Origin of the sequence: Novosphingobium sp., from assembly GCF_019748365.1 — a bacterium.
In the GTDB taxonomy this organism is placed as follows: domain Bacteria; phylum Pseudomonadota; class Alphaproteobacteria; order Sphingomonadales; family Sphingomonadaceae; genus Novosphingobium.
This window is the reverse complement of sequence record NZ_JAIEPN010000027.1, coordinates 1-26,397: the sequence shown is the minus strand read 5'-3', so window position 1 is coordinate 26,397 and position 26,397 is coordinate 1. Positions and strand designations below refer to the sequence as shown.

Below are 26,397 nucleotides of genomic sequence, written 5' to 3'. Positions count from 1 at the left end.
CCCACCCTCGTCATCCCCGCGAAGGCGGGGATCCAGAGCGGCAGTACACAACGCTCACCCCAGCCCCAGTTCCTCGATCAGCTCACCGCGCAGCTTGAACTTCTGGATCTTCGAAGTCGACATCGGCCACTCGCTCACCACCCGCACATGGCGCGGAATCTTGAAGCCCGCGAGCTTGCCCTTGCAATGCGCGATCAGCTCCGCCTCGTCGGCTGAAGAGCCTTCCGCCAGTTCCACAAACGCCGCCGCCACTTCGACATAGCGGTCATCGGGAATGCCGACGACTTGCGCCAGCTTCACCGCCGGATGCGTCTGCAGCATGGCCTCGATTTCCGCCGCCGCGACATTCTCGCCGCCGACCTTGAGCATGTCCTTGGTGCGGCCGTGGAACATCACGTTGCCGTTCGCATCCACCGTCCCGATATCGCCGGTGTAGAACCAGCCATCGCGGATCGCCTCGGCGGTCTTTTCGGGCGCGTTGTAATAGCCCTTGAGCATATGCGGCCCGCGCAGCACGATCTCGCCGCGCTCATCCGCGCCGCACTCACGCCCGGTCTCGGGATCGACGATTCGCATTTCCCAGTCTTCGAGCGGGAAGCCGCAGCGCCCGGTGCGCACCTCGAAGCTGTCATCCAGCCGGCTCGTCGAAACCGTCCCCGCCGCCTCGGTCAGGCCATAGGTGCCCACCTGGATCGTGTGCGGCATCGCGGCGACCACCGCGTCCTTGATCCACGCCGGCTGCACTGCGAAGTTCGAATTCATCACGCGCAGCTTCGAAAGATCGGTGGTCTTGAACGTGGGGTGATTGATCAGGTCCTGCATGATCGTGACGAAGCTGGGGTACGCAATCGTCGCGCCTTCTGCGCCCAGCATGGCGAGCGCCTGCCCTGCCTCGAAATGCGGCACGGTCATATAGACCCCACCCAGATCGAGGATCATCGTCATCGGCAGGATGCCCGCGATGTGGAAGATTGGCAGCGGCGACCACACCTTGTCGTCCGCCGTGCAGAGGTAGCGCTTGCCCAGATTGCGGCTGTTGCCGACCTGCGCGCGGTGCGAAATGAGCGCACCCTTGGGGTTCGCGGTCGTCCCGCTGGTGTAGAGGATCATGGCGATGTCTTCGGGATCGACGTCGTCGATCCGCCGGTCGATCAGACCGCCGTCCGTCCCCTCGCCCATCGCCAGCGCTTCGTCCACCGCCAGCATCCCGTCCGCGCCCTCGGCATCGAGCGAGATGATCGTGCGGAGCATCGGCGCCTCGTCGAGGCTGAGGCCCCACACACCGCCAGCATCCGCCAGCGCCGGCAGCGCAGCGCGCACGCGGTCGCGGTAATCGAGGCCCTCGGCAACCTCGCCAGCCGTCACCAGCACGACCAGATCGGCGTCGCGCACGAGATAGGCAAGCTCATGCGACTGGTATCGCGCATTGATCGGCACCGCGACCGCGCCCGCCATGGCAATGCCGTAGAACGCCTCGATGAACTGCGGACATGTCGGCATGAACAGGCCGACATGCTGGCCGGGCTGCACGCCGAGTGCGATGAGCGCCGCAGCCCAGCGTCTCGCCGCAGCATCAAGCTCGGCGTAGCTGATCCGCCGGTCGGGGAAAACCACCGCCTCGCGCGCGGCAAAGGATTGCGCCGAAGCGCGGATCATGCCGCCCATCGTGAGCACAGGTGCAGTGGCGAATGGCTGCGCGTCGGTCATGCATCCCCCGGCCCCGCGGGCCTCTTATTGGTCTTGGCCCGGAGATACACCGGATGCTGAAAAAGACAATCATATCTGTCTTTTTCCGCGCGATGCGCTACCTCTTTGATGTGTGCGGCAGGCAAGGGCCGCGCGATTGATTCGATGTGCGTCGTGCCATCCGAAAGGAGCCGCCAAGATCCGCGTCGGGACACTTGTCCCCGATGCGGTCAAAGCGGCGGTTTTACGCGGCATGAAAACACATTAAGGCTGTTTTTCAAGGCGTGCCGGAAGGGGTGCGCATCGGTTCAGGCAAGTAGCAACGCATGGCTCTATCACGTACGCGGGCGGCACGGCCCGCCCCTCGGCCCGCTCGCCCGGTAGCCGATCGCACGCGCACTTTGCAGGCCGCCAAGGCCGCACAGACCCGTGCCCGCCTGATCGATGCAACGGTGCGCTGCCTCGTCAAGTACGGCTATGCCAACACGACCACGCCCAAGGTCGCCGAAGAAGCTGGCCTTTCGCGCGGGGCGATGGTCCACCATTTCGAGAACGGTTCGGCGCTGATCAAGGCGGCGATCACCGAACTCCACGAAAAGCGCCTGCGCGCCTTCCGCCGCGCTGCGGACCGCCCCGAGCACGAAGTCACCGATCTCGTTGAAACCTACTGGCGCCAGCTGCAGAAGCCCGCGTTCATCGCCTTTCACGAGCTCGCCGTCGCCGCTCGCACCGATGCCGATCTCGCCTCGATCCTCTCGCCCTTGCAGGACGAGTTCCGAGAGAAGTTCAACGCGCAGGCCGAAGCGCTGTTCCCCGAATGGCTCGGCTCGCCCAACTTTGCGCTGGCGATGACGCTCTCGCAGACGATCCTCGAAGGCATGGCGATCTCGCTGCAGACGGGCGGCATGGAACCGGCGCAGGTCGAGCCGATGCTCCGCCATCTCGAAGAGCAGATCCGCGCGCTCGCACCGGCTGCAAAGGGCTGATCGCGCACCGTTTAGGACAGCCCCCGGAAACCGCTCCAAGTCCCCGCGTGCCTTGCGCGAATCGAGCCCCGGAGGCACAAATCAAAATCAAACCTGTTTGTTTTTTCCTTGCGGGTGTTCTAGCTATGCGGGAACGAACGAATGGGGGATGAACCGTTGAACGCGCCCGATATCCATACCCCGCGCATCTTCCGTCCCGAACCCGGCGATCCCGGCCGGCCCAAGCGCGGCCTTGATGACGAGGCACTGCGCACGCAAGCGACGATCTTCCGCGAAGACCTGCTTGCCGGGCACACCATCCTCATTTCAGGCGCGGGCAGCGGCATGGGCAAGGCCGCGGCGTTCCTCGCCGCCAAGCTAGGTGCCAACGTCGCGATCTGCGGCCGCACGCGCGAGAAGCTCGATGGCACGGCAGACCTGATCCGCGAGGAAACCGGGCGCGAGATCCTCTTCATCGAGGCGAACATCCGCGATCCCGAAGCGGTCGAGGCGATGATCGGCGCAGTTCATGATCACTTCGGCGGGCTCGATACGCTCGTCAACAATGCCGGCGGCCAGTTCCCGCAGGATGCGATCGATTTCAGCCGCAAGGGCTGGCTCGCGGTGATCGACACTAACTTGAACGGCACCTGGTGGATGATGCAGGAAGCCGCGAAGCGCTGGCGCGCGGATGGCAAGCCGGGCCATGTCATCAACATCGTCGCCAATGTCGAGCGCGGCATGCCGCAAGCCGCGCACACCTGCGCCGCGCGGGCCGGGGTGATCTACCTTTCGAAGACGGTCGCCACCGAATGGGCGCCGCACAATATCCGCGTCAACTGCATCGGCCCCGGCGTGATCGAGACCGAGGGCTTCCGCATGTATCCCGAAGAAGCGCTCGCCCGCTTCCACAAGGCCAACCCGCTGAAGATGCGCGGCAATGCCTGGGATGTGGCGGAGGCCATCGCCTATCTCGCCAGCCCGGCCGGCCGCTTCATCAACGGCGATCTCATGATCATCGACGGCGGGCAGGCGCAGTGGGGCGTGATCTGGCCCGCGGGGATGCCGGACTATTTCTCGGAAGACGGCGCGGCCTGAGACCGCCCGCACCAAAACAGGAGAGCGAATATGGGCCGGCTTGAAGGCAAGGTGGCGCTGGTTACCGGCGGCGGATCGGGACTGGGCGCCGCAGACTGCGAGGCGCTCGCCGCCGAAGGCGCCAAGGTCGTCGTTACCGACGTGAACATCGCCGCTGCGCAGGCGGTTGCGGACAGGATCGGCGCCAATGCCATCGCGCTCGCTCTCGATGTGGCAGACGAAGCCCAGTGGATCGCCGCCTATGCCGCGATTGAGGAAAAGTTCGGCGGCCTCCACGTGCTGGTGAACAACGCCGGCGTTGTGCTCAATGCCGATGTGGAAGACACCAGCCTCGACAAGTTCCGCTGGGTCAATTCGATCATGATCGACGGCGTCTACCTCGGCATGAAGCACGCGATTCCGCTGATGAACAAGAGCGGCGGCGGCTCGATCATCAACATGTCCTCGGTCGGCGCGCTCTTGGGCTATCCGATCTTCTTCGCCTATTCCGCCGCCAAGGGCGCGGTCCGCTCGATGACAAAGTCGGTCGCGGTCATGGCGCAGGTCAAGGGCTACAAGATCCGCTGCAACTCGGTGCATCCCGGCGCGATCGAAACGCCGATGGTCCAGCAGGCCGAGGGCCGCCCGGGCGAGGCCAAGGAGATTCCGGATGGCGTCCTGCCGCACGGATCGCCGGGCCATCCCAAGGATGTCGCCGCGCTGATCGTGTTCCTCGCCAGCGACGAAAGCCGCTATATCACCGGCGCGGAGCTGGTGATCGACAACGGGCTGACGATCCGCCCGTTCTGAGGCTGCGTATTGCGCTCTGGATTCCCGCCTTCGCGGGAATGACGAGTGGTTGAGCGGGAATGAGGATTACCAAAACCTCGTCATCCCCGCGCAGGCGGGGATCCAGAGCCGCACACACCGGCGGCGCGGATCAAGCCCCCATCATCCGGTCCAGCTCGGCATGGAAGTGCCTGAGGCGCCCTTCCTGCTCGCTCCACAGCGGCCCCCGGAAACCGCGCGAACGCGCGCCCTTCTGCACCACGGGCAGCAAGTCGCTGTCCTGATCGAGCACTTCGCCAAGGCATGGCGGCTCGCCCAATCCGGTGTGGATCACGTCCGGACGGGTGCGGCCCGAAAGATCGACGTCCGCGCCCATTCCCATCCACGCCGGGGCCGAATAGCCCGGCGCATCGACATGGCGATAGAGGATGATCGTATCGTAGGTAAACTGGTTCGGATCGGTGGCATGCGGGATGAAGCGGTGAAGGAAGACCGCTTCCGGGTGACAGCCGATCTGCACGTTCGGAAACACCGAATAGACCACCGAATCCGAAAGCTGGCTGTCGGAGAACCGCTCGTAGCGCAGGCCCAGCTCGTCAGACCGCTTGCGCTTGGCCGCCTGCACCGCTGAACGGGTCTCGCGCGCGGAGCCCTCGTAGGTTTCGGGATCGATGCCGGCATCGCGCAGCATCATCTGGATGCCGGGATTGACGCTTTCCTGATCGGGGAAGCGCGGGCTGGGCTGTGCAAACGGCACGAACTGGCGGCTGAGCCCGCCGGGCCACAGATCGATCTGGGTGCGGTCGTCCATCAGGCACTGCGTCTGCGGGTGGACAGCGTGGAGGTGGTAGATCTCGGCAAAGGCATCCACCCCGCCCTTCCAGTTCGCGCCCCAATCGGAGCGGCGGTGCTGGACGACGTACATCTGGTCGATCTCGTAAAGCGCAAGCTGCCCGAGGATCGGGCCGAGGAAATCCTCCAGCGGCTTGATGTCCGGGTCCATCGCGATGAACACGAAGCCCGCCGCCACTTCGCAGCGCACCGAAGAAAGATCGGTGCCATGGCACAGCACTTCGGGGCGGAACGTCTCCTTGTCGGTCACCGACGTGCAAGTGCCATCAAGCGCGAACTGCCAGGAATGGAACGGGCAGGTGAACTGGCCGACAGAGCCCAGATCGGCCGTCACCAGCTGGCTGCCGCGATGCGGGCACACGTTGTAGTGCGCCTTCACCGTGCCATCCTCATCGCGCACCACCAGGAAGCTTTCCGGGCCGATGTCGAACTTCATGAAATCGCCGGGCTCTGGAATGTCCGAAAGCGGGCCCGCCAGCAGCCATGACTTCGCGAAGACCTTGTCCCATTCCTCTGCGGCGTAGGCAGGGCTGACATAGCGGTCCGGCGAGGGGCGCCCCGTGCCATTGTCGATCCGCGGCGCGCGGGCATCGAAGGGAAAGCGCTTGCCGGTGTGAATGTCCCAGAGATCCAAGGCGTTCATTGTCCAACCCCAAGATGATTGCGGGCCGCCGTCAGGTCTTCCCCGCACGACGGCCCGCAGGCTTTCAGTTATCGGTCCGGCCGCTGCGCCGTCCCCGGTCAGGGACCGCGGAAGCGGACGCCGAGTTCGACGCCGAAGTAGCGCGGCGCACCGAAGTTCGAATTGAGCCACAGGCCCGCCACGTTCTGCGAAGCGATCCGGTAGCGTGCGTCGGTCAGGTTACGGCCGATCGCCTTGACGTAGTACTTGTCGTCGATCTGCGAGATCGTCAGCGAGGCGTTCACCAGCGTGCGGGCGTTGAGGAACGTGTTGCCATCGATATCGGTGATCGACTGGGTATTGAGGTTCCGCGCGGTATAGGCCGCCGAGGCATTGGCGATGATCTTGTAGTTCGAGCCGACCGGCACTTCATAAGCGCCGTCGATCGTCCACTGCCACCGGGGCGCACGGTCCAGCGGTGCGTCCGCGAGATTGTACCCCGCACCCGGCGCGGTGTACTCGTTGTACTTGCCGTCCTGGAAGCCGAGCACGCCGCGCAGCGTGAAGCCCTTGAACAGGCGCGCGGTGGCTTCCGCCTCGATACCCTTCACCGTGGCGCTCGCTGCGTTGACGAACAGGGTAACCTGGTTGGGATTGCCGTTGACCACGATCGGCACGTTGAGCTGCTTCTGCAGGTCCCGGTACTTCACATAGAAGCCCGTGAGGTTGAAGCGCAGGCGGTGATCCCACAGCTCGGTCTTGATGCCGGCCTCGAACGAGTCCGCCGTTTCCGGACGGGTCGCACGCGCCGCGGTGCGGAATGCGTCAAAGTCCGTCACGCCGGCAAGGTTCGTGAACGGCGCGAAGCCGCCGATCTGGTCGTTGAAGCCACCCGCCTTGAAGCCGCGCGAATAGTTCACATAGGCATAGATGTCGGGGGTCGCCTGATAGCCCAGAGTGACGCGCCAGGTCGGCTTGTTGGCCCTGTCATTGACGGTGATGACGTTGGCGGGAAACTTGAACACGCTCGCGTCCAGCGCCTCGTCAATCTGGATCGATGGATCGAATCCGCCACCGAGTTGTGCGATGAACGCCTGCTGACGGCCATACCAGGTCTTGTTTTCCCAGGTATAGCGAATGCCGCCGGTCAGCGAGAGTTCGGGCGTAAGCTTGTAGGTACCTTCGGCGAAGAGCGCCTTCGAATTGGAACGCTGCGCATTGCACAGGATATAGGGCGTATCATTCCAGTTGCCGAAGGGCAGCGGCCCGGAGGTCAAGTCAAGGAACCCGAGGATCTGCGCCACGCAGAAATCAACCGTCTCGCGCTGGTAGAACCCGCCGATCACTGCATCGAAAGCCGTGCCGGTGTCGGTGGCGAGGCGCAGTTCCTGCTGGAAGGTCCTGCGGTTGTCGTCACGCGTCGCATCGAAGAACGATAGCGGCGTGCCGTCCTTGCCGATCGGCGCGGCGCCAGCATAGGAGTTCGGAATGCGCGAGATCTGACGGCGCCAGCCGGTGACCGATGTCAGCTTGCCGAAGCCCAGATCGTAGTCGGCATTGAGATAGAAGCCATCTACCGAGATGCGCTGACCATCGCGCATCTTGATCAACCCGTCCTGACGATACGAGATCGCCGCGTTGTCGAGCGGGTCGCTGCTGGCCGGATTCTGGCGAACCGTGTTGAGGATATCGGTCAGGAACGGTGTGGTACCGGTGTAGGTATAGTTCTCATTGACCGAGGGCACTGTTTCCGAACGGTCGCGCAGCCATTCATACTGCGCCAGTATGCGAAGGCGGCTGGTCGGTTCCCACAGCAGCTTGCCGCGCAGGTTGACCACATCCTTGCCGCCAGCCCGCTTGCCATCTAGGCAGCCCGTCTGGCCGAAGAAGTTGCTCGTCGGCAGGCCGCCGACCGGGCCATAGCAGGCGCCGTTGCGATAGAAGCCGTCCGACTTTTCGGCACCCGCCACTACGCGCAGCGCCATATTGTCAAAGATCGGGATATTGGCCGCCAGCTGCCCCCGGTAGGTGCCGAACGAACCAAACTCCGCGCGGCCGTCCACGCCGATCACGCCGAGTTCGGGGCGCTTGGTCTTCACCGTCACCGCGCCACCGGTGGTGTTCTTGCCGAACAGCGTGCCCTGCGGGCCGCGCAGGACTTCGACCTGGGCGATGTCAAACGTGTCAAGCAGCTGGGTCTGCACCGAAGGCACCACGAAGTCGTCCACGAGCACCGCGACCGGCGGCTCGAAGTAGACGATGATCGACGTCTGGCCCACGCCGCGCATCGCGAACGAGGCGGCGTTGAAGTTGGTGATCGTGCTGGCCGAGAAGTTCGGTACGAAGGCGGCAAGATCGCCGATATCGCGCGGGCTCGACTGGCGGATCAGGTTGGCGTCGACCGCGGAAACCGCCACCGGTGTGCGCTGCAGGTTGGAATCGCGACGGGTTGCCGTCACGACGATTTCACCAAGGCGATCGCTTGCCATGTCCTCGGCGCTGGACTGCGCCTGGCTTGCCTGCGGCTGCGCCGCCTGTGCCTCGTCATTTGCCAGAGCCGGCGTTGCCAGCATCGCTGCAGTCATTGCGCCAAACGCCGCTGACCAGCGAAGGTCCCTCAGTGCCATCCCCATCTCCTCATGCCCCGCATCGTCGTGCGGTGTGGGTGAAAGGATAAACTCCGGGGCGCATTTTGCAAGCAGACATGTATGTTTTTTTAGAGAGGTGGAACGCCCTGCAAAAGCAGCATCGCGGTTTGCCCCGCCTGTCGCCGTTGCCCCGGCGTCTGGCGGGGCAAGCCGCCGATCTGCGGCGCTCCGCACCATCTCTGCCGAAGCCACCGGCGGATAAGAGGCCGCACAACCCGCCTTCAAACATTCATGATTGTTTTCAGGCCAAGCCCGGGTATCATGGCCCCAAAGCAGAGCCGCGCGAAGCGGCTCGCGGGAGAGAAAGCACAGCCGCATGCCTGATCTTGGGGCGAGCCCGGGGGCTGATCTGGAAGCGCGCATCGCGCGGCTGGAAGCCGAATCGCAGATCCGCCAGCTCGTCGCGCACTACAGCTTCGACATCGACGATCGCCGGATTGATGCGGTGCGTGCGCTGTTCGCAGACGATGCCGTGCTGCGCTCCCACGACGGAGTGATGCACGCGGTGGGCCCCGATGCGATCATGGCCCAGTTCGATGGTCGCTTTTCGGTGCTCGGCCCCGGCCATCATGTCATGCACGATATCCAGATCGATTTCGTAGACGAGGAAAACGCCACCGGCCGCGTTGCCGGCCATGCCGAGCTCATGCGCCACGGCCGGATGATGGTCGCCGCGATCCGCTATGATGATCGCTACCGCAAAACACCTGCCGGCTGGAAGTTCGCCGAGCGGGTGATCGGCTTCCTCTACTACGTCCCGGTCGAGGCCTATCCCGGCATACTGGCCCGGCCCGATCGCAACCACGCCTATCCCGAGCCGAAGCTGGCCGACTACCCCGAGCGCCTGCCCAGCTGGACCGCCTACGAACAGTCCCGGCAAGCCTGAACCCAGAAAGACCCCTACATGGCCTTTTCCTTCCTCTCCCGCTTCCGCATCCGCGCCGACAAGGAAGCCGAATTCATTGCGCTCGCCAAGGAGATGGAAGCGCTCGCCCCGTCAGAGCCGGGCACGCTGGCCTATCAGTTCTACCGGCTTGCCGAACCCGGCATGTTCGCGGTCTACGAACGTTTCACCGACGAGGAAGCGGACAAGGCGCACGTGGCATACCCGCACAACCAGCCGCTGATCGAGCGGATGATCGCCTGCATGGACGGCTCCTACACGCGCGAGCTGCTCTACGATCTCGAAGCCGGAGCCTGAGAGCATGAGCGGAAAGAGCTTCATCGCCCAGTTGCGCACCAGACCGGAGAAGCGCGAAGAGCTGATCGCGCTCCAGACCGAGCTGAAGAAGCTGGTGTTCGAACATGAACCCGGCGCGCTCGTCTACGAGCTGTTCCAGTCGGAGGAAGACCCCGACCTGTTCCAGTGCGTCGCCACGTTCAAGGACGACGCCGCATTCGAAACCCATATGCACATTGATTTTCATGATCGGCTGGTGCCGCCCGTGCTCGCCTGCCTCGCCGAGGACATGAAGCTCGCATTCTACCGCTCGCTCGATTGAAACGGCCCCACGCCATGCTGCTCAAGACAGGCCGCCTTGCCGTCCTATCCGGCTTCGCCGCGCTGGCGCTTGCCGCGGGGCTCCATGCCGCGACCCCCACGCGGATCAAATCGACCGAGGACCTGCAATCGCGCGCCGGTCCCACCATCGATCCAGCCACAGCGCCCGGCCGCCCGCTGTTCGAACAGCACTGCGCGATGTGCCACCTCGGCGGCGTGCCCAAGGCGCCCTCGCCCAGCTTCCTGGCGATGCTCGCGCCCGATGCCATCATCAATGCGATGACCACCGGGGTAATGCGCCAGCAGTCCGCCACACTTACGCCGGCGCAGAAGATCGAGGTCGCCGAATACCTCACCCGCACGCCCTATGCCTCCTATCAGCGTCCGGCCCCGCCGCCGCGCTGCAAGGGTGCGTCTGCGAAGTTCGACATGACCGACGTACCCGCCGGTATCGGCTGGGGGCATGACAACCGCCGCTTCGTGCCTGCCGGGATCGCCGGGCTGGCCAAGGCGGACGTGCCCAAGCTGAAACTGAAGTGGGCCTTCGCCTATCCGGCCGCCACGCATATCCGCTCGCAGCCCACGGTGGCATGGGGCACGCTGTTCGTCGGCAGCCAGGACGGCACCGTCTACGCCTTCGATCCCGATAGCGGCTGCACGAAGTGGACCACGCGCCTCAGCGCCGAAGTGCGCACCGCCATTGTCGCAGAAGCCTCGACCAGGCGGCTCTACTTCGGTGATCTCCTCGGCAAGGTGCACGTGCTCGACGCTCTCACCGGCAAGGAAATCTGGGCGCAGCGCATGAGCGACCATGCCGATGCCACGATCACCGGCACGCCCACGCTGGGCGGCGGTTTGCTCTATGTGCCGGTCTCCTCGCTCGAGGTCGTGCAGGCGGGCAATCCCGCCTATCCCTGCTGCACCTTCCGCGGCTCGGTCGTCGCGGTCGATCCTGCCACCGGCGAGGAGAAGTGGCGCGCCTACACGGCGGGCAAGCCCGTGCCGCAGGGCAAGACGGCGGACGGCACACCGATCCTCGGCCCCTCCGGCGCGCCCGTCTGGAACAGCCCGACCTATGATGCGGCCACCAACCGCGTCTACTTCGGCTCGGGCGAGAACTACTCCACCCCCGCCGACGACGGTTCCGACGCGGTCTTCGCCGTCGATGCCACCACCGGCAAGCGCCTCTGGAGCACGCAGCTCACGCTCGGCGACGCGTGGAATGTCGGCTGCATGATGGGCCTCGGCTCGTGCCCCAAGGAAGGCGGGCCGGACTACGACGTCGCCGCCTCCCCGCTCCTCGTCGATACGGGAACCGGCGGGAAGATGATCGTCGTCGGCCAGAAGTCCGGGCAGGCCTGGGGCCTCGATCCCGAGACCGGCAAGGTCAGGTGGATGACCCGGCTCGGCCATGGCGGCACGCAGGGCGGCGTCCATTTCGGCATGAGCGCGGAAGGAAGCCGCGTCTTCGTGCCCATCAACGACATGGCCGATACAGGCGACGCGCGCCTTTATGATCCGGCCATCCGCGGCGCCGGGCTCCATGCGCTCGATGCCAAGACCGGCAACGTGATCTGGCAAGCCAAGGCCGAGGACAAGTGCGAAGGCCGCAAGTTCTGCGATCCGGGCATTTCCGCTGCCGTCACCAGCATCCCCGGCGTCGTCTTCGGCGGTCATCTCGATGGCATGCTGCGCGCCTACGATGCCGATACGGGCGCAATCCTGTGGCAGTACGACACCACCCAGCCCATGCCCGCCATCGGCGGCCAGACGGCCAAGGGCGGCTCGATGAGCGGCCCCGGCGCAGCGGTGTGGAAAGGCAAGGTCTTCGTGAACTCGGGCTACGGCATGTACAGCCACTCGCCTGGCAACGCGCTGATGGTGTTCGAGGTGGCGAAGTAGGGGGCACCGCCCTTTCGCCACCCGCCCCCAGCAACCCGCCCCTCGTCATCCCCGCGAAGGCGGGGATCCAGAGCGGACGCAGCGCGATGTCTCCTTGGATCCCCGCCTTCGCGGGGATGACGAGTGTCATGGTGATGGAACCGGCCTACCCCCGCTTCACCTCGAACTCGATATGCAGCGCCTTCAGGCTGCGCAGCAGAAAATGCGGGTGCACCGAAAAGTCGTTCGCGCCATCCGCAAAGTGCATGTCCTCGAACCGGTCGACCACTGCCTGAAAGCCCCATGAAAGCTCCCGCCGCGCCAGCGGCGCGCCAAGGCAATGGTGCGTGCCCGAACCAAAGCCCATGTGCGCCCCCGCCTTGGGCCGGTCGAGGTCCAGCTTCTCCGGGCATTCGAACGCCCGCTCATCCCGGTTCGCGGCGGCAAAGCGCACGTTCACCAGCGCGCCCTTGGGGATCACCGTGCCCTCCAGCTCGGTATCGTGCGCACAGAAGCGCATGAGGCTCTGCACCGGCGATTCCAGCCGCACCACTTCTTCGACGAAGGTCTTCATGTAGCGCTCGGGATCGGACTTGAGCTTCAGCCAGACGTCCTTGTTCTCGATCAGCAGCTTCATCCCCGCCGCCAGTGCATTGGTCGTCGTCTCGCTGCCACCGACGAAGGTATCCGCCATCATCTCGGCATGGAGCTCGTTGTCGTTCAAGGGCCGCCCCCACCCCTCGATCACGGTGTTGACCAGCACGCTGATCAGCGAGTCATCGGGGTTCGCGCGCAGCCGCTCGAAGATCGGCTGGAAATAATGCTGCGCCTCGATCTCGCGGTCGACCATCTCGATCTCGTCTTCCTCGGGCAGCATCATCGAGATTCGCTTGAAGAAGGCGTCGGTCCAGCGCTTGATCTTCCACATGTCCTCGCGCTTCGCGCCCATCTGCTCGCCGATGATGTAGAGCGGCAGCGGCACGCAGAACTGGCTGACCCATTCGCAGCGCCCATCCGCCACAAAGCCATCGATCAGTTCGTAGGCGAGCGTTTCCACCAGCGGATCGATTTCCTTGATCCGGCTCGGCTTGAACGCCTCGTTGAACATGGCGCGCATCTGCTTGTGGTTGGGATCATCGCGCCCGCTCAAGGTCGGCTCAGGCAGCCAGCCGCGCTCCTTGAACCGCGCGACCACCTTCTTCTGCCGCTCGACATTAGCGGAGAGCGTCTGCAGTCCGGCGGTCTTGGGGCTGCTCGGGAAATTCTCGGTATCGAGCAAGACCCGCCGCACATCCTCGTAGCGCGTCACCACATAGATGTTCGTCCCCGGCTGGCGATAGGCCGGGGCCTGATCCCTGAGCACGCGGTACGCCTCATAAGGGCACTGCTGCACCGCCGGGTCGAACAGATTGACGCCGAGCTCCTCGCTCATCGCACCACCACCCGTTCCTCGCCCCAGGGCGCGACCACGCCTTCGCGCCGGAACGCATCGGGCAGTTCCTCGACCATGTGCAAGGTCGCCGCCAGGCGCCCGAAGCCAACGAAAAACGCGCAGGTCATGCCCAGTTCGACAATCTCGGACTCGCTGAAATGTTCGCGCAGCGAAGCGTACATCGCCTCGTCGATGCGCAGATGGTCGGTCGCGAACGCCTCGCCGAACTTGATCGCGGCCTTCTCCGCCGGTGTCAGGTTCTCGGCCTCCTGAGGCCGCTCCAGCGAGCAGACGAGGTCCTCGGTCACGCCGTCCTCCAGCGCGTCGGTATAGCGGATCGCCATGCAGCTGCGGCACTGGTTGAAGAACGCGACGCGCAGCCGCACCAGCTCGACCAGCTTCTCGGGCAACTGGCGATGCACCTTCAGCGCGCCCGCAAACTGCATCATCCCCAGCACCTGATCGGGGCAGTGGGCAAGGAAGCGGATCATCCCCTGTTCGATCTCGGTGCGGTCTTCCGGCTTCAGCGCTGCACGCAGGCGCGGGTCCCAGTCCTCGGGCGCAATCTTGGCGACGCGGGTCATGCTGTGATCTCCCATAGCCGCTGCCCTTTATGGTCTTGGCAAAAGTGAGCATGGCAGCCTGCGCATTGGTCATGCACCATCCCCCCCACAACAACTGGCTATTTGGATAAAGCCGGGGGAGAGGGCCATGCGCCACGTCAATCACGAGCTGAGCCCGATGGCGTGTCCGCGTGCGCTGGCGGACGTCGATCTCTTCGCCCCCGGCGCGGCCGAGCACTGGTATGAGGCCTATGCCATCCTCCACGCCGAAGCGCCCGTGCTGCGCCTCCCCGGCGAAGGGCTGACCCCGGACCGCGACGCCTTCATCCTCTCCAAGTACGAGGACATCGCCCGCGTTGTGCGCGATTGGGAGAGGTATCCACCGACGCTCTCGCTTCTGCTCGAAGCCCGCAAGGCCGATCCCGCCTCGGTCCGCGCGATGCCCGATATCGATGCCATGGTGAAATCGATCGCCTCGCTGCGCCCCAATCCAGAACTGTGGCGCGCGCACCGCCAGCAGCTCACCGATCCGTGGGTCGGCCCCGGCGCCAAGCGGCACGAGGCCATGATCACCGGCCACGTTGATGCGCTGATTGACCAGTGGATCGCCGGCGAACAGTTCGATTTCGTCGCCGATTTCGCCCGGCCCCTGCCCCAGCGCACGATGGCCAGCGTGCTCGGCTTCCCGCTGGAGGACGTGAAGGACCTCGAGATCTGGGGCAATGCGCAGGTCATGTCCTATGTCCACGGCTGCGGGCACAACAATATTCTGACGCCCGAACAGTCCGCCGAGAAGTTCCGCCTCCTCGCCGGTTTCTCGGACTATGTGCGGGATCACGTCCGCTGCCGCCGCGCCAATCCGGGCGAGGACATGATCAGCTTCCTCACGCAGGTCCATTACGAGGCGCTGGACCGCAAGCTCACCGACGACGAGATCGACGGGATCGTCTACGCCATGGTTATCGGCGGGCTGGAAACCACGCAGTACGCCCTCGTCGAACAAGCGCAGTTGCTGATCGAACGCCCCGGCCTCTTCGCCAAGATCAAGGCTGACCGCGCCCTCATCCGCCCGTTCACCGAGGAAGGCATGCGCTTGCGCTCGCCGACCCAGGGCCTCTCCACCCGCATCACCTCGCAGGACGAGGTGTTTCAGGGCGTCCATGTCCCCGCAGGCTCCTCCCTCCACTTGCGCTGGGGCGCCGCCAATATCGACCCCGACGAATTCGAGGACCCGCTGGAGTTGAAGCTCGACCGCGCCGCCGTCACCCGCCACCTCGCCTTCTCCGCCGGCCCGCGCGTCTGCCCCGGCACCGGCCTCTCGCGGCTCGAACAGACCATCGCGTGGAACCGCCTGTGCGACCGGCTCGCCAGCCTCGATTACGCCCCCGGCAACACCTTCCTCCACCAGCCGGGCATCATGCTCGGCACGCTCGCGCTTCACTGCACCTTCGAAACGGAGACCACGGCATGACCACCCTTCTCGCGCACATCAGGATCAAGCCCGGCACCGAGGAGAAGTGGGAGGCGATCATGGCCGATATGGCCCACCAGACCTGGACCACCGAAACCGGCGTGAAGCGCTACGAATACTGGAAGGGCGAGGAACCGAACCTCTACTATTGCCTGCTCTCCTTCGACGACAAGGCCACCTTCTACCGCCACCAGATGTCGCCGCACCATGAAGGCCATGACTTTGCCGCCGTGCTCGATGGCATCCGCCTCGAATACCTCGACCCGGTCAAGGGCGCGGGCGGCGGCCTCCCGCCGACGGTCGATGCGCCGCTTCCTGCCGATGCGGATGCGGACCTGAAGACCGCGCAGGAACGCTTCCCGCTCACCATTCCCGCATGGTGGACCGGCCGCGCATGACCGCTGCCACCTCGCTAGATGATCTGCTCGCCAAGGACGCGATCATCGATGTGCTGGCGCGCTACTCGCACACGCTCGATTGGCTCGACGAGGAAGGACAGGCCAGCTGCTTCTGGCCCGATGCCGCGGTCGACTACGGCTTCTTCAAGGGCAGCGCCGCCGAGTTCGTCCCCGTCGTCATGGCCATCGAACGCCGCAGCGCACGGCGCTGGCACCTGAGCGGCCCGCCGGCCATCCGCCTTGTCGATGGATCGCATGCCGAAGTCGAAACCTATGGCCTCACCGCCGGCGCGCGGCAGGGCGAAGACGGCACTTACGCCGGCACGCTATACGGCGGCCGCTATCTCGACACCTTCGCAAAGCGCGGGACCGAATGGCGCATCGCGCGGCGCAACTATGTGCTCGATTGGTCGCACCCGATCCCGGACCAGCCGGTGTTCAATCCCAACGCGGCCTTCCCGCTGCCGATCCTGGAGATACTTGGGGGTGGGCACGAAAGGTACCGCCAACTTTAACCCCGTCCCTCACCGTTCGTGTCGAGCGAAGTCGAGACACCAAGCGCGACACGCCCCCTCGTCATCCCCCTACCGCCTCGTCATCCCCCTACCGCCTCGTCATCCCCGCGAAGGCGGGGATCCAGAGCGGCCACAGCGCACCTTCGCCCTGGACCCCCGCCTCCGCGGGGATGACGAAGATCGGGACAGAACGCCGACGTCCCCACTTGATCCGCATCAATGTCCGCCCACCAAGGCACGCGCATAAGGCCTCCACACCAAGCCCCAATGGAGGAGCAATCCCATGTTCAAGAGCAATGTCGGCGACGCAGACTGCGTGATCCGCCTCGCCCTCGCCGCGATGATCATTGTGTTCAGCCTGATCACCGGCCATCCCGCGCTGGCGCTGGTCGCGACCGTGCCGCTGGTGACGGCGCTGTCCGGCGTCTGCCCGCTCTACAGCGTGCTTGGCCTGCACACCTGATCGCGCTGCTCTTGCCCCGGGCGCTGGCAGACGGCATAGCGCCCGGACCATGCACGATATCCGCCTGATCCGCGAGAACCCGGAAGGGTTCGACACCGCCCTCGCCCGCCGCGGCGTCGCCCCGCAATCGGCGGCGATCCTTGGCCTTGATACCGCGCGGCGCGATGTCGCCACCCGCATGCAGGAAGCGCAGGCCCGCCGCAACGAGGCATCGAAGGCCATCGGCATGGCCATGGGCAAGGGCGACAAGGAGACGGCCGAAGCCCTCAAGGCCGAAGTCGCCGAACTGAAAAACACGCTCCCCGCGCTGGAGGAGGACGAGCGCCGCCTCACCGCCGAGCTCAACGCCGCGCTTGCCGCCTGGCCCAATCTCCCCGCCGCCGATGTCCCCGAAGGCGAGGACGAGGGCGGAAACGTCGAAGTCAGCCGCTGGGGCACACCGCGCGCCTTCGATTTCCAGCCCCTCGAACACGCCGATATCGGCCCCCCGCTCGGCCTCGATTTCGAGACCGGCGCGCTCATCGCCGGCGCCCGCTTCACCTTCCTGCGCGGCCCCATGGCCCGCCTCCACCGCGCACTCGCCCAGTTCATGCTCGACAAGCAGACCGGCGAGAACGGCTACACCGAATGCATGCCGCCGCTGATGGTGAAGGACGAAGCCGCTTTCGGCACAGGCCAGCTGCCCAAGTTTGCCGAAGACCTGTTCAAGACGACCGACGGCCGCTGGCTCATCCCCACCGCCGAAGTCAGCCTCACCAACTCGGTCCTCGGCCAGATCCTGCCCGATGCCGCGCTGCCGCTGCGCATGACCGCGCTCACCCCCTGCTTCCGCTCCGAAGCGGGCGCGGCGGGGCGCGATACGCGCGGGTTCATCCGCCAGCATCAGTTCGAAAAGGTCGAGCTTGTCTCGATCACGCGGCCCGAGGATTCGGACGCCGAGCACGAGCGCATGACCGCAGCGGCAGAGTCGATCCTGCAGGCGCTCGATCTGCCCTATCGCAAGATGCTGCTCTGCTCCGGCGACATGGGCTTCACCGCGCGCAAGACGTATGATCTCGAAGTCTGGCTCCCCGGGCAGGGCGCGTTCCGCGAAATCAGCTCCTGCTCCAACTGCGGCGACTTTCAGGCCCGCCGGATGAACGCGCGCTATCGCCCCGAAGGCGCCAAGGGGACCGAGTTCGTCCACACGCTCAACGGCTCCGGCCTCGCGGTCGGCCGCACGCTGGTCGCGGTGCTGGAAAACTACCAGCAGGGCGACGGCACGGTTGAGGTGCCCGAAGTGCTCAAGCCCTGGATGGGCGGCCTGACCCGCCTGACCCCGCTCGGCTGATGCGGGCGTTCCGGCTGGCCGCGGCGGCGCTGGTCCTGCCCGCAGGGCTGGCCGCGCATGCCCAGCCGGAGAACCTGCTCCCGCCCAAGCACCGGGCTGCGCCGACGGCCACCAAGCCTCCAGCCAAGCCTCCGGAAAAGCGCGATGCCACCGCCCCCCGCCTGACCTGGCCCACCTCCGGCGCCGTCACCGCGAAATTCGGTGCGCCGGTCAAGGGCCTGCCCAACAACGGCATCGATCTCGCCGCCTTCGCCGGGATGACCGTCCACGCCGCCGCCGCCGGCAAGGTCGTCTTCGCCGGCAAGGAGCCCGAACGCTTCGGCCAGCTGATCGTGATCGAACACACCGGCGGCTGGGTCACGGCCTATGCCTATCTCGGCAAGGTGATGGTGAAGGAAGGCCAGCAGGTGAAGGCCCGCCAGGTCATCGCCCGCATTGGCAAGAGCGGCGAGGCCAGGCGCCCCGGCCTCCATTTCGAACTGCGCAAGGGCACCAGCCCCCGCAACCCGGCGCTCTATCTGCCGATCAGGCTTTGAAGAGCCAGAACACCGTGCCCATCACCAGATAGCTGGCGATCCAGAACAAGGCCCCGCGCAGAACCGCGCCCGCTGAAGCCCCGCCCCGCGCCTCGCCAATCGCCAGCGCCGGGGCGACAAAGGCCAGCGCCAGCCCGCCCGACATCATGAAATAGAGCCACGGCTTCACCGCCAAGGTCGCCGCGCCGACCCGCGCGAACATGTGCCCCATCATCGCGGAAGTGAGCAGCAACAGCGCGCCCGCCAGCACCACCTGCCCCGCCCGCCGCGCCGCCGGGCCGTGCCAGACGAGCCCGAACACCAGCGCCGCCAGCCCCGCCGCAACCACAGCCACCCAGTTCACCGGACCCATCGCGCCACCCCGTTTGCAAGTGCCCAGTGCCTAGGCCCGCCCCGCCCGATTGGCAAACCGCCACAAGGTGCCGTGACGCGCCGCCAATTATCGCGTAAGCGCCCCCGCCATGGCCACCACACCCATCATCCTGCCCGAAGCCCCCAAGGTCGGCATGGTCAGCCTCGGCTGCCCCAAGGCGCTCGTCGATAGCGAACGCATCCTCACCCGCCTGCGCGCCGATGGCTATGCCATGAGCGCGGACTACGCCGGGGCCGACGTCGTCCTCGTCAACACCTGCGGCTTCCTTGATAGCGCCAAGGAGGAAAGCCTCGCCGCCATCGGCGAAGCCATCGCCGAAAACGGCCGTGTGATCGTGACCGGGTGCATGGGCAACGAAGCGGACGTGATCCGCGCGAAGTTCCCCAGCGTCCTTGCCGTGACGGGCGCGCACCAGTACGAAGCCGTCGTCGAAGCCGTCCACGAAGCCGCGCCGCCCTCGATCAGCCCCTATGTCGACCTCATCCCACAGGCCGATCCGGGCGACGTCAAGCTTACCCCGCGCCACTACAGCTACCTCAAGATTTCCGAAGGCTGCAACCACGCCTGCGCCTTCTGCATCATCCCGAGCCTGCGCGGCAAATTGGCCAGCCGCCGCATTGATGCGGTGCTGCGGGAGGCGGAAAAGCTCGTCGCCGCCGGCACGCGCGAACTCCTCGTCATCAGCCAGGACACCTCGGCCTACGGCGTCGACGTCCGCCACGAAACGCGCACCTGGAAGGGTCGCGAAGTCCGCACCCACATGACCGACCTCGCCCGCGAACTCGGCCAGCTGAAGACGCCGGACGGCCACACGCCGTGGGTGCGCCTCCACTACGTCTACCCCTACCCCCACGTCGATGCCGTCATCCCGCTGATGGCCGAAGGGCTGCTCACGCCCTACCTCGATATCCCCTTCCAGCACGCCAGCCCCAATGTGCTGCGCGCCATGAAGCGCCCCGCCAACGAGGCCAAGGTGCTCGAACGCCTCAAAGCCTGGCGCGCGATCTGCCCGGACATCGCCGTCCGCTCCAGCTTCGTCGTCGGCTTCCCCGGCGAGACCGAGGCAGACTTCAAGTACCTGCTCGACTGGCTCGACGAAGCGCAGCTCGACCGAGTCGGCGCCTTCCGTTTCGAACCCGTCGCCGGCGCCGCCGCCAACGACCTGCCCGATCCGGTGCCGGAAGAGGTCAAGGAAGAACGCTACGCCCGGATCATGGCCAAGACCGAAGCGATCAGCGCCGCCAAACTCGCCGCCAAGGTGGGCCGCACGATCCCCGTCATCATCGACGAAGTCGGCGAACCCGACGAAGACGGCGACATCGGCGCCACCGCCCGCAGCCAGGCCGACGCCCCGGAAATCGACGGGGCGGTCTACCTGCGCAACGTGCCTGCCGATCTGAAGGCCGGCGACTTCGCCGAGGTGCTGGTGGAAGACGCCGACGCGCATGACCTCTACGGGGTGATTCGTCCGGCAAGTTGACACAGTTGACACAGTCCTGAGCGGAAATGTCAGGGCCCCGACTGGTGCCTTTTTGCCACGCCGATGGGCATGGGAAGCGGCAGAAATGCGGGGCTGGCTGAGGACCATCACCGGACCATGCCGCAGGTGACGGCCTGTAGGACAGCGGTTTATAAATAACAGACGCGTCTGTTATTTATTGTGCCCTTCGCCCTCTCCATTTTTGCGCAGCACACATGGGGAGGTGGCATCGGCGCAGCCGATGACGGAGGGGTTTGGGCGGTTGCTGAGGAAGAAGGCCTCCGGCGGGCAAGGGCCATTGCCCTTGCATCCCCAAACTTCAGCCGTCGCTAGCCGCCGCCGCCGCTCCCGATCCCTTCGGCAATGGTGTGCAGCATCGCGAAGAATGCGGTGTGGTCTTCGGGCGTGAACGGCCCCATGCGCAGCGCATTGCAGAGCCAGTAGCCATCGAGCGCGGTGCGGACTGCGAGGGCCAGCGCATAGTCCGGGTGGGCGCGGTGCTGCGCGAGGCGCTGCTGCATCATCACGCCGAAGGGGGACAGCAGTTCCGGCTCGTTGGCGGCGGCGGAGAGCAGCGCGGCGGCGATGCCTTCGACCTTCGGATCGGGGGTTTCGGCAAGGCGGATCCAGGCGTGGATCTGCGCCCTGAGATCGGGGCCGGCAAGGCGCTCCACCACGACCGAATCCGCTTCGAACACGACCAGCAACCGATCGAGCATGGCCTGAATCAGATGCGACTTGGTGGGAAAGTGGTGAAGCACGCCGCCCTTGCTCACCCCGGCGCGCGCCGCAACCGCGTCCATGGTGAGGTGCGCCGCGCCGGTATCGAGCACCAGCGCCTCCGCCGCATCGAGCACGCCTTCGCGCCGCGCGCCGGGGCCTTTCCGCTTGATGCTGTCTGCCATCGCTGTTCCTTGTCTGGGCGCGCACCATAGCCGCGAACCCGGCCGGATCAACGATGGTGGGAAAAAGGCTGGCTGATTTCCATAACCGTCTATATGGACGGTTTTAGAGATTATTTGGACTGATTCGCCCCCTACCCTGTCCGCTCCAGCCTGAAAGGTCCGCCATGCGCCTTCGGATCGAACCGTTTCTCTATGCCCTGGCGGCGAGCACGACTGCGTTGCTGCTCGCCCAGGTGCTGGGACAGGATGCGCTTCAGCGCGCGCTCTACATGGCGCGCTTCACCGCGCGGGCCGGCGTGCCGCTGGTGCTGGTGATCTACACGGCCTCCTCGCTCCATCGACTCTGGCCGGGCCAGTGGACGGCATGGCTCAGCCGGAACCGGCGTTCGCTGGGCCTCGCCTTTGCGCTGACCCATACCGTGCATCTGGCCGCCATCCTGAACTACATCGCCCAGCCGGGAAGCCCGCCGCAGCCCGCCGCCGGGATCGTCGGCTATGCCGTCATCTATCTGATGGCCTTCTCATCCAACCCGGGTTCGATGAAGCAGTTGGGCCGATGGTGGCACCGCCTGCATGCGGCGGGCGTGCAGATCGTGTTTCTCTACTATCTTGTGGGCTATGCCTCGATGGTCTTCGAGCCCGAGCTGCGCTCGTTAGGGCTGACTGTGGTGCCGCTGCTATTGGCGGCGCTGGCGCTGCGGATTGCTGCGTGGCGGACCCGGCGCGTGGCCGGTGGGGCGGCCTGAGGAAGGGATGCGGGGGGTGATGGCCCTTGCCCCAAACCTTCGTCATTTCCGCGAAGGCGGGAATCCAGGGCGGCTGGCGCGGGGTGGGCGGCTCTGGATTCCCGCCTTCGCGGGAATGACGAAGGGCGGTGGGAGGGACGGAGGTGTAAAGTTGGCGCGGGGAAGATGACGGGATGCAAGGGCGATGGCCCTTGCCCGCCGTAGGCTCTTTCCTGTGCGGCGCCCCTCCACCACCTGCGGTGGTCCCCCTCCCCGTTCCGGGGAGGGATTAGTGCGGGAGTTCTGTCACGCCCATCAGGGCTTCGTCCACGGCGCGGGCGCATTGGCGGCCTTCGCGGATGGCCCAGACGACGAGGCTCTGGCCGCGGCGCATGTCGCCGCAGGTGAAGATGCGTTCGTGGCTGGTGTGGTAGTCGCTGGTGTTCGCCTTGACGTTGCCGCGCGCGTCGAGTTCGACGCCGGACTGTTCGAGCAGGCCCTGCTTGCGCGGGCCTACGAAGCCCATGGCGAGGAGGATGAGATCGGCGGGGATGACGAAGGTGCTGCCTTCGACTTCCTCCATCTTGCCGTTCTTCCATTCGACGCGGACGCATTCGAGGCCGGAGACGTCGTTCTCGCCGAGGACGCGCTTGGTGAGGACGGCGAATTCGCGTTCGACGCCTTCCTCGTGGCTGGACGACGTGCGCAGCTTGAGCGGCCAGTTGGGCCAGGTCAGCGCCTTGTCTTCCTTTTCGGGCGGGCGCGGCATGATTTCGAGCTGGGTGACCGAGAGGGCGCCCTGGCGGTTGGAAGTGCCGACGCAGTCCGACCCGGTATCGCCGCCGCCGATGACAACGACGTGCTTGCCGGTGGCGAGGAGCGAGCCGCGCGGGGCGGCGCGGATTTCATCGTCGCCGGCGACGCGCTTGTTCTGCTGGGTGAGGAATTCCATGGCGTAGCGCACGCCGGGGAGTTCGAAGCCGGGGATGCCGATGGGGCGCGGGTCTTCGGCGCCGCCGGCGAGGACGACCTTGTCGAAGTTTTCGAGGAGATTGGCGACCGAGACGGTGACGCCGACTTCGACCGAGGTGCGGAACTCGACGCCTTCGGCCATCATCTGGACGAGGCGGCGGTTGATGAGGTGCTTCTCGAGCTTGAAATCGGGGATGCCGTAGCGGAGCAGGCCGCCGACGCGGTCCGACTTTTCGAACACCGTCACCGAGTGGCCGGCGCGGGCGAGTTGCTGCGCGCAGGCGAGCCCGGCCGGGCCGGAGCCGACGACCGCGACGGTCTTGCCCGTCTTGTGCGCGGGCACCTGCGGTTCGATCCAGCCTTCCTTCCAGCCCTTGTCGACGATCGAGCATTCGATCGACTTGATGGTGACGGGCTGGTCGACGAGGTTGAGCGTGCAGGCGGCCTCGCACGGGGCGGGGCAGATGCGGCCGGTGAATTCCGGGAAGTTGTTCGTCGAGTGGAGATTGTCGAGCGCGGTGCGCCAGTCGTTCTCGTAGACGAGGTGGTTCCAGTCCGGGATCTGGTTGTTCACCGGGCAGCCGTTGTGACAATAGGGAATGCCGCAGTTCATGCAGCGCGCCGCCTGGCCCTTGAGCGTGGTGTCGTCATGCGGGATGACGAACTCGCGGTAGTGCTTCAGACGCTCCTGCGGCGCGTCGTAGCTGCGATCCTTGCGATCGATTTCGAGGAAGCCGGTTGCCTTGCCCATTGCTCTGATACCCTAGATTATTCTGCTGCGACGCTGGCGGCTGCGGCGCGCTCGGCTTCGAGCTGGCGCAGGGCGCGGGCGTAATCGCGCGGCATGACCTTGACGAAGTGCGGCAGCGCCTCCGCCCAGTTATCAAGCAGCGCGCGGGCGTGCTTGCTGCCGGTGTGGAGGTGGTGGCGCTCGACGAGAATGCGCAGGCGCTCCGCATCGTGGCGCAGCATGTCGCCCATGCCGAAGTCGGTTACGTCCATGCCGCGCTGCTGCGGGCGGCCGGTGCCGTCTTCCTCGTCGCGCTCGGCCGAGACGGGGAGGATATCGACCATCGCGGCGTTGCAGAGGGCGGGGAAACGGCCTTCCGGATCATAGACATAGGCGACGCCGCCCGACATGCCCGCGGCGAAGTTGCGCCCCGTCTTGCCGAGAACGACGACCACGCCGCCGGTCATGTATTCGCAGCCATGATCGCCGGTGCCTTCGACCACCGCGACGGCGCCCGAATTGCGCACCGCGAAGCGTTCGCCGGCGACGCCGTTGAAATAGGCCTCACCCGCGATGGCGCCGTAGAGTACGGTGTTGCCGACGATGATGTTCTCGTTCGCAGCGCGATCGACATGCGACGGCGGGCGGACGATGACGCGGCCGCCGGAGAGGCCCTTGCCGACATAATCGTTGGCATCGCCGGTGAGATCGAGCGTGACGCCGTGCGCGAGGAACGCACCGAACGACTGGCCCGCAACGCCCGAAAGCGTCACGTGGATCGTACCGGCGGGAAGGCCGCGGTGGCCATAGCGCTTGGCGACTTCGCCCGAAAGCATCGCGCCGACGGTGCGGTTGACGTTGCGCACCTTGCTTTCGATGCGGACGACTTCGCCGCGTTCGAGCGCAGGCTCGGCAGCGGCGATCAGCGTGTTGTCGAGCGCGGCATCGAGGCCGTGGTCCTGCGTGCCGCTCCAGCCGAGCGTTGTGCCCGGCGCGGGTTCGACGCGGTGGAGGAGGCGCGACAAGTCGATGCCGCGCGCCTTCCAGTGCGTGATCGCGCTGCGCGTATCGAGGCAATCCACGCGGCCGACCATTTCGCCGACGGTGCGGAAGCCAAGCTCGGCCATGATCGCGCGCAGTTCTTCGGCGACGAAGAAGAAGTAGTTGATCACATGCTCGGGCTGGCCGGTGAAGCGCGCGCGCAGGACGGGGTCCTGCGTGGCGACGCCGACCGGGCAAGTGTTGAGGTGGCACTTGCGCATCATGATGCAGCCCGCCGCGATGAGCGGGGCGGTGGCAAAGCCGAACTCGTCCGCACCGAGGAGCGCGGCGACCGCGACATCGCGACCGGTGCGCAGGCCGCCATCGGCCTGCACCGCGATGCGGCTGCGCAGGTTGTTGAGCAGCAAGGTCTGCTGGGTTTCGGCGAGGCCGATTTCCCATGGGCTGCCCGCGTGCGTCAGCGAGGTGAGCGGCGAGGCGCCGGTGCCGCCTTCGTAGCCCGAGATCGTGACGTGGTCCGCCTTGCACTTCGAAACGCCTGCCGCGACCGTGCCGACGCCGACCTCGGAGACGAGCTTGACCGAGACGCGCGCCTTGCCGTTCACGTTCTTCAGGTCGTGGATCAGCTGGGCGAGATCCTCGATCGAATAGATGTCATGGTGCGGCGGCGGCGAGATGAGGCCGACACCCGGCGTCGAGTGGCGGGTCTTGCCGATCACCTTGTCGACCTTATCACCCGGCAGCTGACCGCCTTCGCCGGGCTTGGCGCCCTGGGCCATCTTGATCTGGATGTCGTCGGCGTTGACGAGGTATTCGGTGGTGACGCCGAAGCGGCCCGAGGCGACCTGCTTGATCGCCGAACGCATCGAATCGCCATTGGGCAGCGGGACGAAGCGATCGGGCTCCTCGCCGCCCTCGCCAGTGTTCGACTTGCCGCCGATGCGGTTCATCGCGACGGCGAGCGTGGTGTGCGCCTCGCGGCTGATCGAGCCGAAGCTCATCGCGCCGGTGGCGAAGCGCTTGACGATGTCGCTCGCGGGCTCGACTTCATCGAGCGGCACGGGATCGTTCGCCGGCTTGAATTCGAGCAGGCCGCGGATCGTCAGCATGCGCGCCGACTGGTCGTTGATGGTCTGCGCGAACTCGCGGTACTTGTCCGGGATATTGCCGCGCACCGCGTGCTGGAGGGCGGCGACGTTCTCCGCCGTCCACGCATGCTCCTCGCCGCGCAGGCGCAGCTGGTACATGCCGCCGACGTCGAGCATCTTGCGGTAGAGCGGGCTGTCGCCATAGGCGGCGGCGTGGCGGCGCACCGTCTCCTCCGCGATTTCGGTGAGGCCGACGCCTTCGATCATGGTCGCGGTGCCGGTGAAGTACTTCTCGATAAAGGCCGACGAGAGGCCCACCGCATCGAAGATCTGCGCGCCGCAATAGGACTGGTAGGTCGAGATGCCCATCTTGGACATGACCTTGAGCACACC

The 26,397-nt window shown here is 65.9% G+C and carries 24 protein-coding genes; 15 read left to right on the top strand and 9 right to left on the bottom strand.

Annotation, left to right across the window (positions count from 1 at the left end):
- Positions 1–54: 54 nt before the first annotated feature.
- Entirely contained in the window at positions 55–1,707 is a 1,653-nt protein-coding gene (locus K5Q19_RS04160; protein WP_292941503.1) for an AMP-binding protein, read from the bottom strand.
- Positions 1,708–2,012: 305 nt separating this feature from the next.
- On the opposite strand from K5Q19_RS04160, the gene K5Q19_RS04155 reads away from it, so the two are divergent.
- The 3 genes from K5Q19_RS04155 to K5Q19_RS04145 all read left to right on the top strand — a co-directional run bounded on the left by K5Q19_RS04155 (position 2,013) and on the right by K5Q19_RS04145 (position 4,538).
- Positions 2,013–2,672, top strand: a complete 660-nt coding sequence (locus K5Q19_RS04155; RefSeq protein WP_292941501.1) for a TetR/AcrR family transcriptional regulator — start codon at positions 2,013–2,015, stop codon at positions 2,670–2,672.
- A 156-nt stretch (positions 2,673–2,828) separates the two neighbouring features.
- Positions 2,829–3,749: an SDR family oxidoreductase gene (locus K5Q19_RS04150; protein ID WP_292941499.1), complete on the top strand. Its 921-nt coding sequence runs from the start codon at positions 2,829–2,831 to the stop codon at positions 3,747–3,749.
- Between the two features lie 30 nt (positions 3,750–3,779).
- Positions 3,780–4,538: a glucose 1-dehydrogenase gene (locus K5Q19_RS04145; RefSeq protein ID WP_292941497.1), complete on the top strand. Its 759-nt coding sequence runs from the start codon at positions 3,780–3,782 to the stop codon at positions 4,536–4,538.
- A gap of 130 nt (positions 4,539–4,668) precedes the next feature.
- On the opposite strand, the gene K5Q19_RS04140 is transcribed toward K5Q19_RS04145, so the two are convergent.
- Positions 4,669–6,012 (bottom strand): aromatic ring-hydroxylating dioxygenase subunit alpha, encoded by a 1,344-nt coding sequence (locus K5Q19_RS04140; protein WP_292941495.1) that lies wholly within the window; start codon positions 6,010–6,012, stop codon positions 4,669–4,671.
- A 98-nt stretch (positions 6,013–6,110) separates the two neighbouring features.
- A complete protein-coding gene (locus K5Q19_RS04135; protein WP_292941493.1) occupies positions 6,111–8,618 on the bottom strand; it encodes a TonB-dependent receptor in 2,508 nt (835 codons plus the stop codon).
- Between the two features lie 337 nt (positions 8,619–8,955).
- On the opposite strand from K5Q19_RS04135, the gene K5Q19_RS04130 reads away from it, so the two are divergent.
- Genes K5Q19_RS04130 through K5Q19_RS04115 form a run of 4 tightly spaced genes read left to right on the top strand, consistent with a single transcriptional unit; the run spans position 8,956 to position 12,042 of the window.
- Positions 8,956–9,525, top strand: coding sequence for a nuclear transport factor 2 family protein (locus K5Q19_RS04130; protein WP_292941491.1), 570 nt, complete (start codon positions 8,956–8,958; stop codon positions 9,523–9,525).
- 18 nt (positions 9,526–9,543) lie between these two features.
- Positions 9,544–9,840 carry an antibiotic biosynthesis monooxygenase gene (locus K5Q19_RS04125; RefSeq protein ID WP_292941489.1) on the top strand — a complete coding sequence of 99 codons (297 nt, stop codon included), beginning with the start codon at positions 9,544–9,546 and terminating at the stop codon, positions 9,838–9,840.
- A gap of 4 nt (positions 9,841–9,844) precedes the next feature.
- Entirely contained in the window at positions 9,845–10,141 is a 297-nt protein-coding gene (locus K5Q19_RS04120; RefSeq protein WP_292941487.1) for an antibiotic biosynthesis monooxygenase, read from the top strand.
- Positions 10,142–10,155: 14 nt separating this feature from the next.
- The gene (locus tag K5Q19_RS04115; protein ID WP_292941485.1) at positions 10,156–12,042 is read left to right on the top strand and encodes a PQQ-binding-like beta-propeller repeat protein; all 1,887 of its coding nucleotides are present in this window, start codon (positions 10,156–10,158) and stop codon (positions 12,040–12,042) included.
- Positions 12,043–12,187: 145 nt separating this feature from the next.
- On the opposite strand, the gene K5Q19_RS04110 is transcribed toward K5Q19_RS04115, so the two are convergent.
- Together K5Q19_RS04110 and K5Q19_RS04105 are read right to left on the bottom strand one after the other, a co-directional pair.
- Complete coding sequence (locus tag K5Q19_RS04110) at positions 12,188–13,453, bottom strand: cytochrome P450 (protein ID WP_292941483.1); 1,266 nt, start codon at positions 13,451–13,453, stop codon at positions 12,188–12,190.
- Positions 13,450–14,037: a carboxymuconolactone decarboxylase family protein gene (locus K5Q19_RS04105; protein ID WP_292941481.1), complete on the bottom strand. Its 588-nt coding sequence runs from the start codon at positions 14,035–14,037 to the stop codon at positions 13,450–13,452. The genes K5Q19_RS04110 and K5Q19_RS04105 overlap by 4 nt, the downstream gene beginning before the upstream one ends.
- A gap of 127 nt (positions 14,038–14,164) precedes the next feature.
- Here K5Q19_RS04105 and K5Q19_RS04100 point away from each other — a divergent pair, with 127 nt between their 5' ends.
- The 6 genes from K5Q19_RS04100 (at position 14,165) to K5Q19_RS04075 (ending at position 18,729) form a co-directional block, all read left to right on the top strand.
- Positions 14,165–15,487 (top strand): cytochrome P450, encoded by a 1,323-nt coding sequence (locus K5Q19_RS04100; protein ID WP_292941479.1) that lies wholly within the window; start codon positions 14,165–14,167, stop codon positions 15,485–15,487.
- A complete protein-coding gene (locus K5Q19_RS04095; RefSeq protein WP_292941477.1) occupies positions 15,484–15,885 on the top strand; it encodes an antibiotic biosynthesis monooxygenase family protein in 402 nt (133 codons plus the stop codon). Before K5Q19_RS04100 ends, K5Q19_RS04095 begins: the two co-directional genes overlap by 4 nt.
- Complete coding sequence (locus K5Q19_RS04090; protein WP_292941475.1) at positions 15,882–16,400, top strand: nuclear transport factor 2 family protein; 519 nt, start codon at positions 15,882–15,884, stop codon at positions 16,398–16,400. The genes K5Q19_RS04095 and K5Q19_RS04090 overlap by 4 nt, the downstream gene beginning before the upstream one ends.
- A 283-nt stretch (positions 16,401–16,683) precedes the next feature.
- Positions 16,684–16,863, top strand: coding sequence for a DUF2892 domain-containing protein (locus K5Q19_RS04085; protein ID WP_292941473.1), 180 nt, complete (start codon positions 16,684–16,686; stop codon positions 16,861–16,863).
- Positions 16,864–16,912: 49 nt separating this feature from the next.
- On the top strand, positions 16,913–18,193 hold the full coding sequence (gene serS / locus K5Q19_RS04080) for a serine--tRNA ligase (protein WP_292941471.1): 1,281 nt from the start codon (positions 16,913–16,915) through the stop codon (positions 18,191–18,193).
- The gene (locus K5Q19_RS04075; RefSeq protein ID WP_292941469.1) at positions 18,193–18,729 is read left to right on the top strand and encodes a M23 family metallopeptidase; all 537 of its coding nucleotides are present in this window, start codon (positions 18,193–18,195) and stop codon (positions 18,727–18,729) included. The genes serS and K5Q19_RS04075 overlap by 1 nt, the downstream gene beginning before the upstream one ends.
- On the opposite strand, the gene K5Q19_RS04070 is transcribed toward K5Q19_RS04075, so the two are convergent.
- Positions 18,719–19,081, bottom strand: a complete 363-nt coding sequence (locus K5Q19_RS04070; RefSeq protein WP_292941467.1) for a DUF1761 domain-containing protein — start codon at positions 19,079–19,081, stop codon at positions 18,719–18,721. The two genes, K5Q19_RS04075 and K5Q19_RS04070, sit on opposite strands and share 11 nt — an antisense overlap.
- A 109-nt stretch (positions 19,082–19,190) precedes the next feature.
- Between K5Q19_RS04070 and rimO the strand changes: the two genes are divergently transcribed.
- On the top strand, positions 19,191–20,582 hold the full coding sequence (rimO, locus tag K5Q19_RS04065) for a 30S ribosomal protein S12 methylthiotransferase RimO (RefSeq protein WP_292941465.1): 1,392 nt from the start codon (positions 19,191–19,193) through the stop codon (positions 20,580–20,582).
- Between the two features lie 329 nt (positions 20,583–20,911).
- Here rimO and K5Q19_RS04060 read toward each other — a convergent pair whose 3' ends face one another.
- A complete protein-coding gene (locus tag K5Q19_RS04060; RefSeq protein WP_292941463.1) occupies positions 20,912–21,487 on the bottom strand; it encodes a TetR/AcrR family transcriptional regulator in 576 nt (191 codons plus the stop codon).
- Positions 21,488–21,651: 164 nt separating this feature from the next.
- On the opposite strand from K5Q19_RS04060, the gene K5Q19_RS04055 reads away from it, so the two are divergent.
- Positions 21,652–22,233: a hypothetical protein gene (locus K5Q19_RS04055; protein ID WP_292941461.1), complete on the top strand. Its 582-nt coding sequence runs from the start codon at positions 21,652–21,654 to the stop codon at positions 22,231–22,233.
- Positions 22,234–22,501: 268 nt separating this feature from the next.
- Here the strand turns inward: K5Q19_RS04055 and K5Q19_RS04050 are convergent, their stop codons facing one another.
- Complete coding sequence (locus tag K5Q19_RS04050) at positions 22,502–23,935, bottom strand: glutamate synthase subunit beta (RefSeq protein WP_292941459.1); 1,434 nt, start codon at positions 23,933–23,935, stop codon at positions 22,502–22,504.
- Between the two features lie 17 nt (positions 23,936–23,952).
- Positions 23,953–26,397, bottom strand: a 2,445-nt coding sequence (locus tag K5Q19_RS04045; RefSeq protein ID WP_292941457.1) for a glutamate synthase-related protein, incomplete at its 5' end; no start/stop codon positions are given.

Coding starts and splice junctions, on each gene's coding strand:
- K5Q19_RS04160 (WP_292941503.1), bottom strand. CDS start 1,707: ATGACCGACGCGCAGCCATTCGCCACTGCACCTGTGCTCACGATGGGC.
- K5Q19_RS04155 (WP_292941501.1), top strand. CDS start 2,013: ATGGCTCTATCACGTACGCGGGCGGCACGGCCCGCCCCTCGGCCCGCT.
- K5Q19_RS04145 (WP_292941497.1), top strand. CDS start 3,780: ATGGGCCGGCTTGAAGGCAAGGTGGCGCTGGTTACCGGCGGCGGATCG.
- K5Q19_RS04140 (WP_292941495.1), bottom strand. CDS start 6,012: ATGAACGCCTTGGATCTCTGGGACATTCACACCGGCAAGCGCTTTCCC.
- K5Q19_RS04135 (WP_292941493.1), bottom strand. CDS start 8,618: ATGGCACTGAGGGACCTTCGCTGGTCAGCGGCGTTTGGCGCAATGACT.
- K5Q19_RS04130 (WP_292941491.1), top strand. CDS start 8,956: ATGCCTGATCTTGGGGCGAGCCCGGGGGCTGATCTGGAAGCGCGCATC.
- K5Q19_RS04125 (WP_292941489.1), top strand. CDS start 9,544: ATGGCCTTTTCCTTCCTCTCCCGCTTCCGCATCCGCGCCGACAAGGAA.
- K5Q19_RS04120 (WP_292941487.1), top strand. CDS start 9,845: ATGAGCGGAAAGAGCTTCATCGCCCAGTTGCGCACCAGACCGGAGAAG.
- K5Q19_RS04115 (WP_292941485.1), top strand. CDS start 10,156: ATGCTGCTCAAGACAGGCCGCCTTGCCGTCCTATCCGGCTTCGCCGCG.
- K5Q19_RS04110 (WP_292941483.1), bottom strand. CDS start 13,453: ATGAGCGAGGAGCTCGGCGTCAATCTGTTCGACCCGGCGGTGCAGCAG.
- K5Q19_RS04105 (WP_292941481.1), bottom strand. CDS start 14,037: ATGACCCGCGTCGCCAAGATTGCGCCCGAGGACTGGGACCCGCGCCTG.
- K5Q19_RS04100 (WP_292941479.1), top strand. CDS start 14,165: ATGCGCCACGTCAATCACGAGCTGAGCCCGATGGCGTGTCCGCGTGCG.
- K5Q19_RS04095 (WP_292941477.1), top strand. CDS start 15,484: ATGACCACCCTTCTCGCGCACATCAGGATCAAGCCCGGCACCGAGGAG.
- K5Q19_RS04090 (WP_292941475.1), top strand. CDS start 15,882: ATGACCGCTGCCACCTCGCTAGATGATCTGCTCGCCAAGGACGCGATC.
- K5Q19_RS04085 (WP_292941473.1), top strand. CDS start 16,684: ATGTTCAAGAGCAATGTCGGCGACGCAGACTGCGTGATCCGCCTCGCC.
- serS (WP_292941471.1), top strand. CDS start 16,913: ATGCACGATATCCGCCTGATCCGCGAGAACCCGGAAGGGTTCGACACC.
- K5Q19_RS04075 (WP_292941469.1), top strand. CDS start 18,193: ATGCGGGCGTTCCGGCTGGCCGCGGCGGCGCTGGTCCTGCCCGCAGGG.
- K5Q19_RS04070 (WP_292941467.1), bottom strand. CDS start 19,081: ATGGGTCCGGTGAACTGGGTGGCTGTGGTTGCGGCGGGGCTGGCGGCG.
- rimO (WP_292941465.1), top strand. CDS start 19,191: ATGGCCACCACACCCATCATCCTGCCCGAAGCCCCCAAGGTCGGCATG.
- K5Q19_RS04060 (WP_292941463.1), bottom strand. CDS start 21,487: ATGGCAGACAGCATCAAGCGGAAAGGCCCCGGCGCGCGGCGCGAAGGC.
- K5Q19_RS04055 (WP_292941461.1), top strand. CDS start 21,652: ATGCGCCTTCGGATCGAACCGTTTCTCTATGCCCTGGCGGCGAGCACG.
- K5Q19_RS04050 (WP_292941459.1), bottom strand. CDS start 23,935: ATGGGCAAGGCAACCGGCTTCCTCGAAATCGATCGCAAGGATCGCAGC.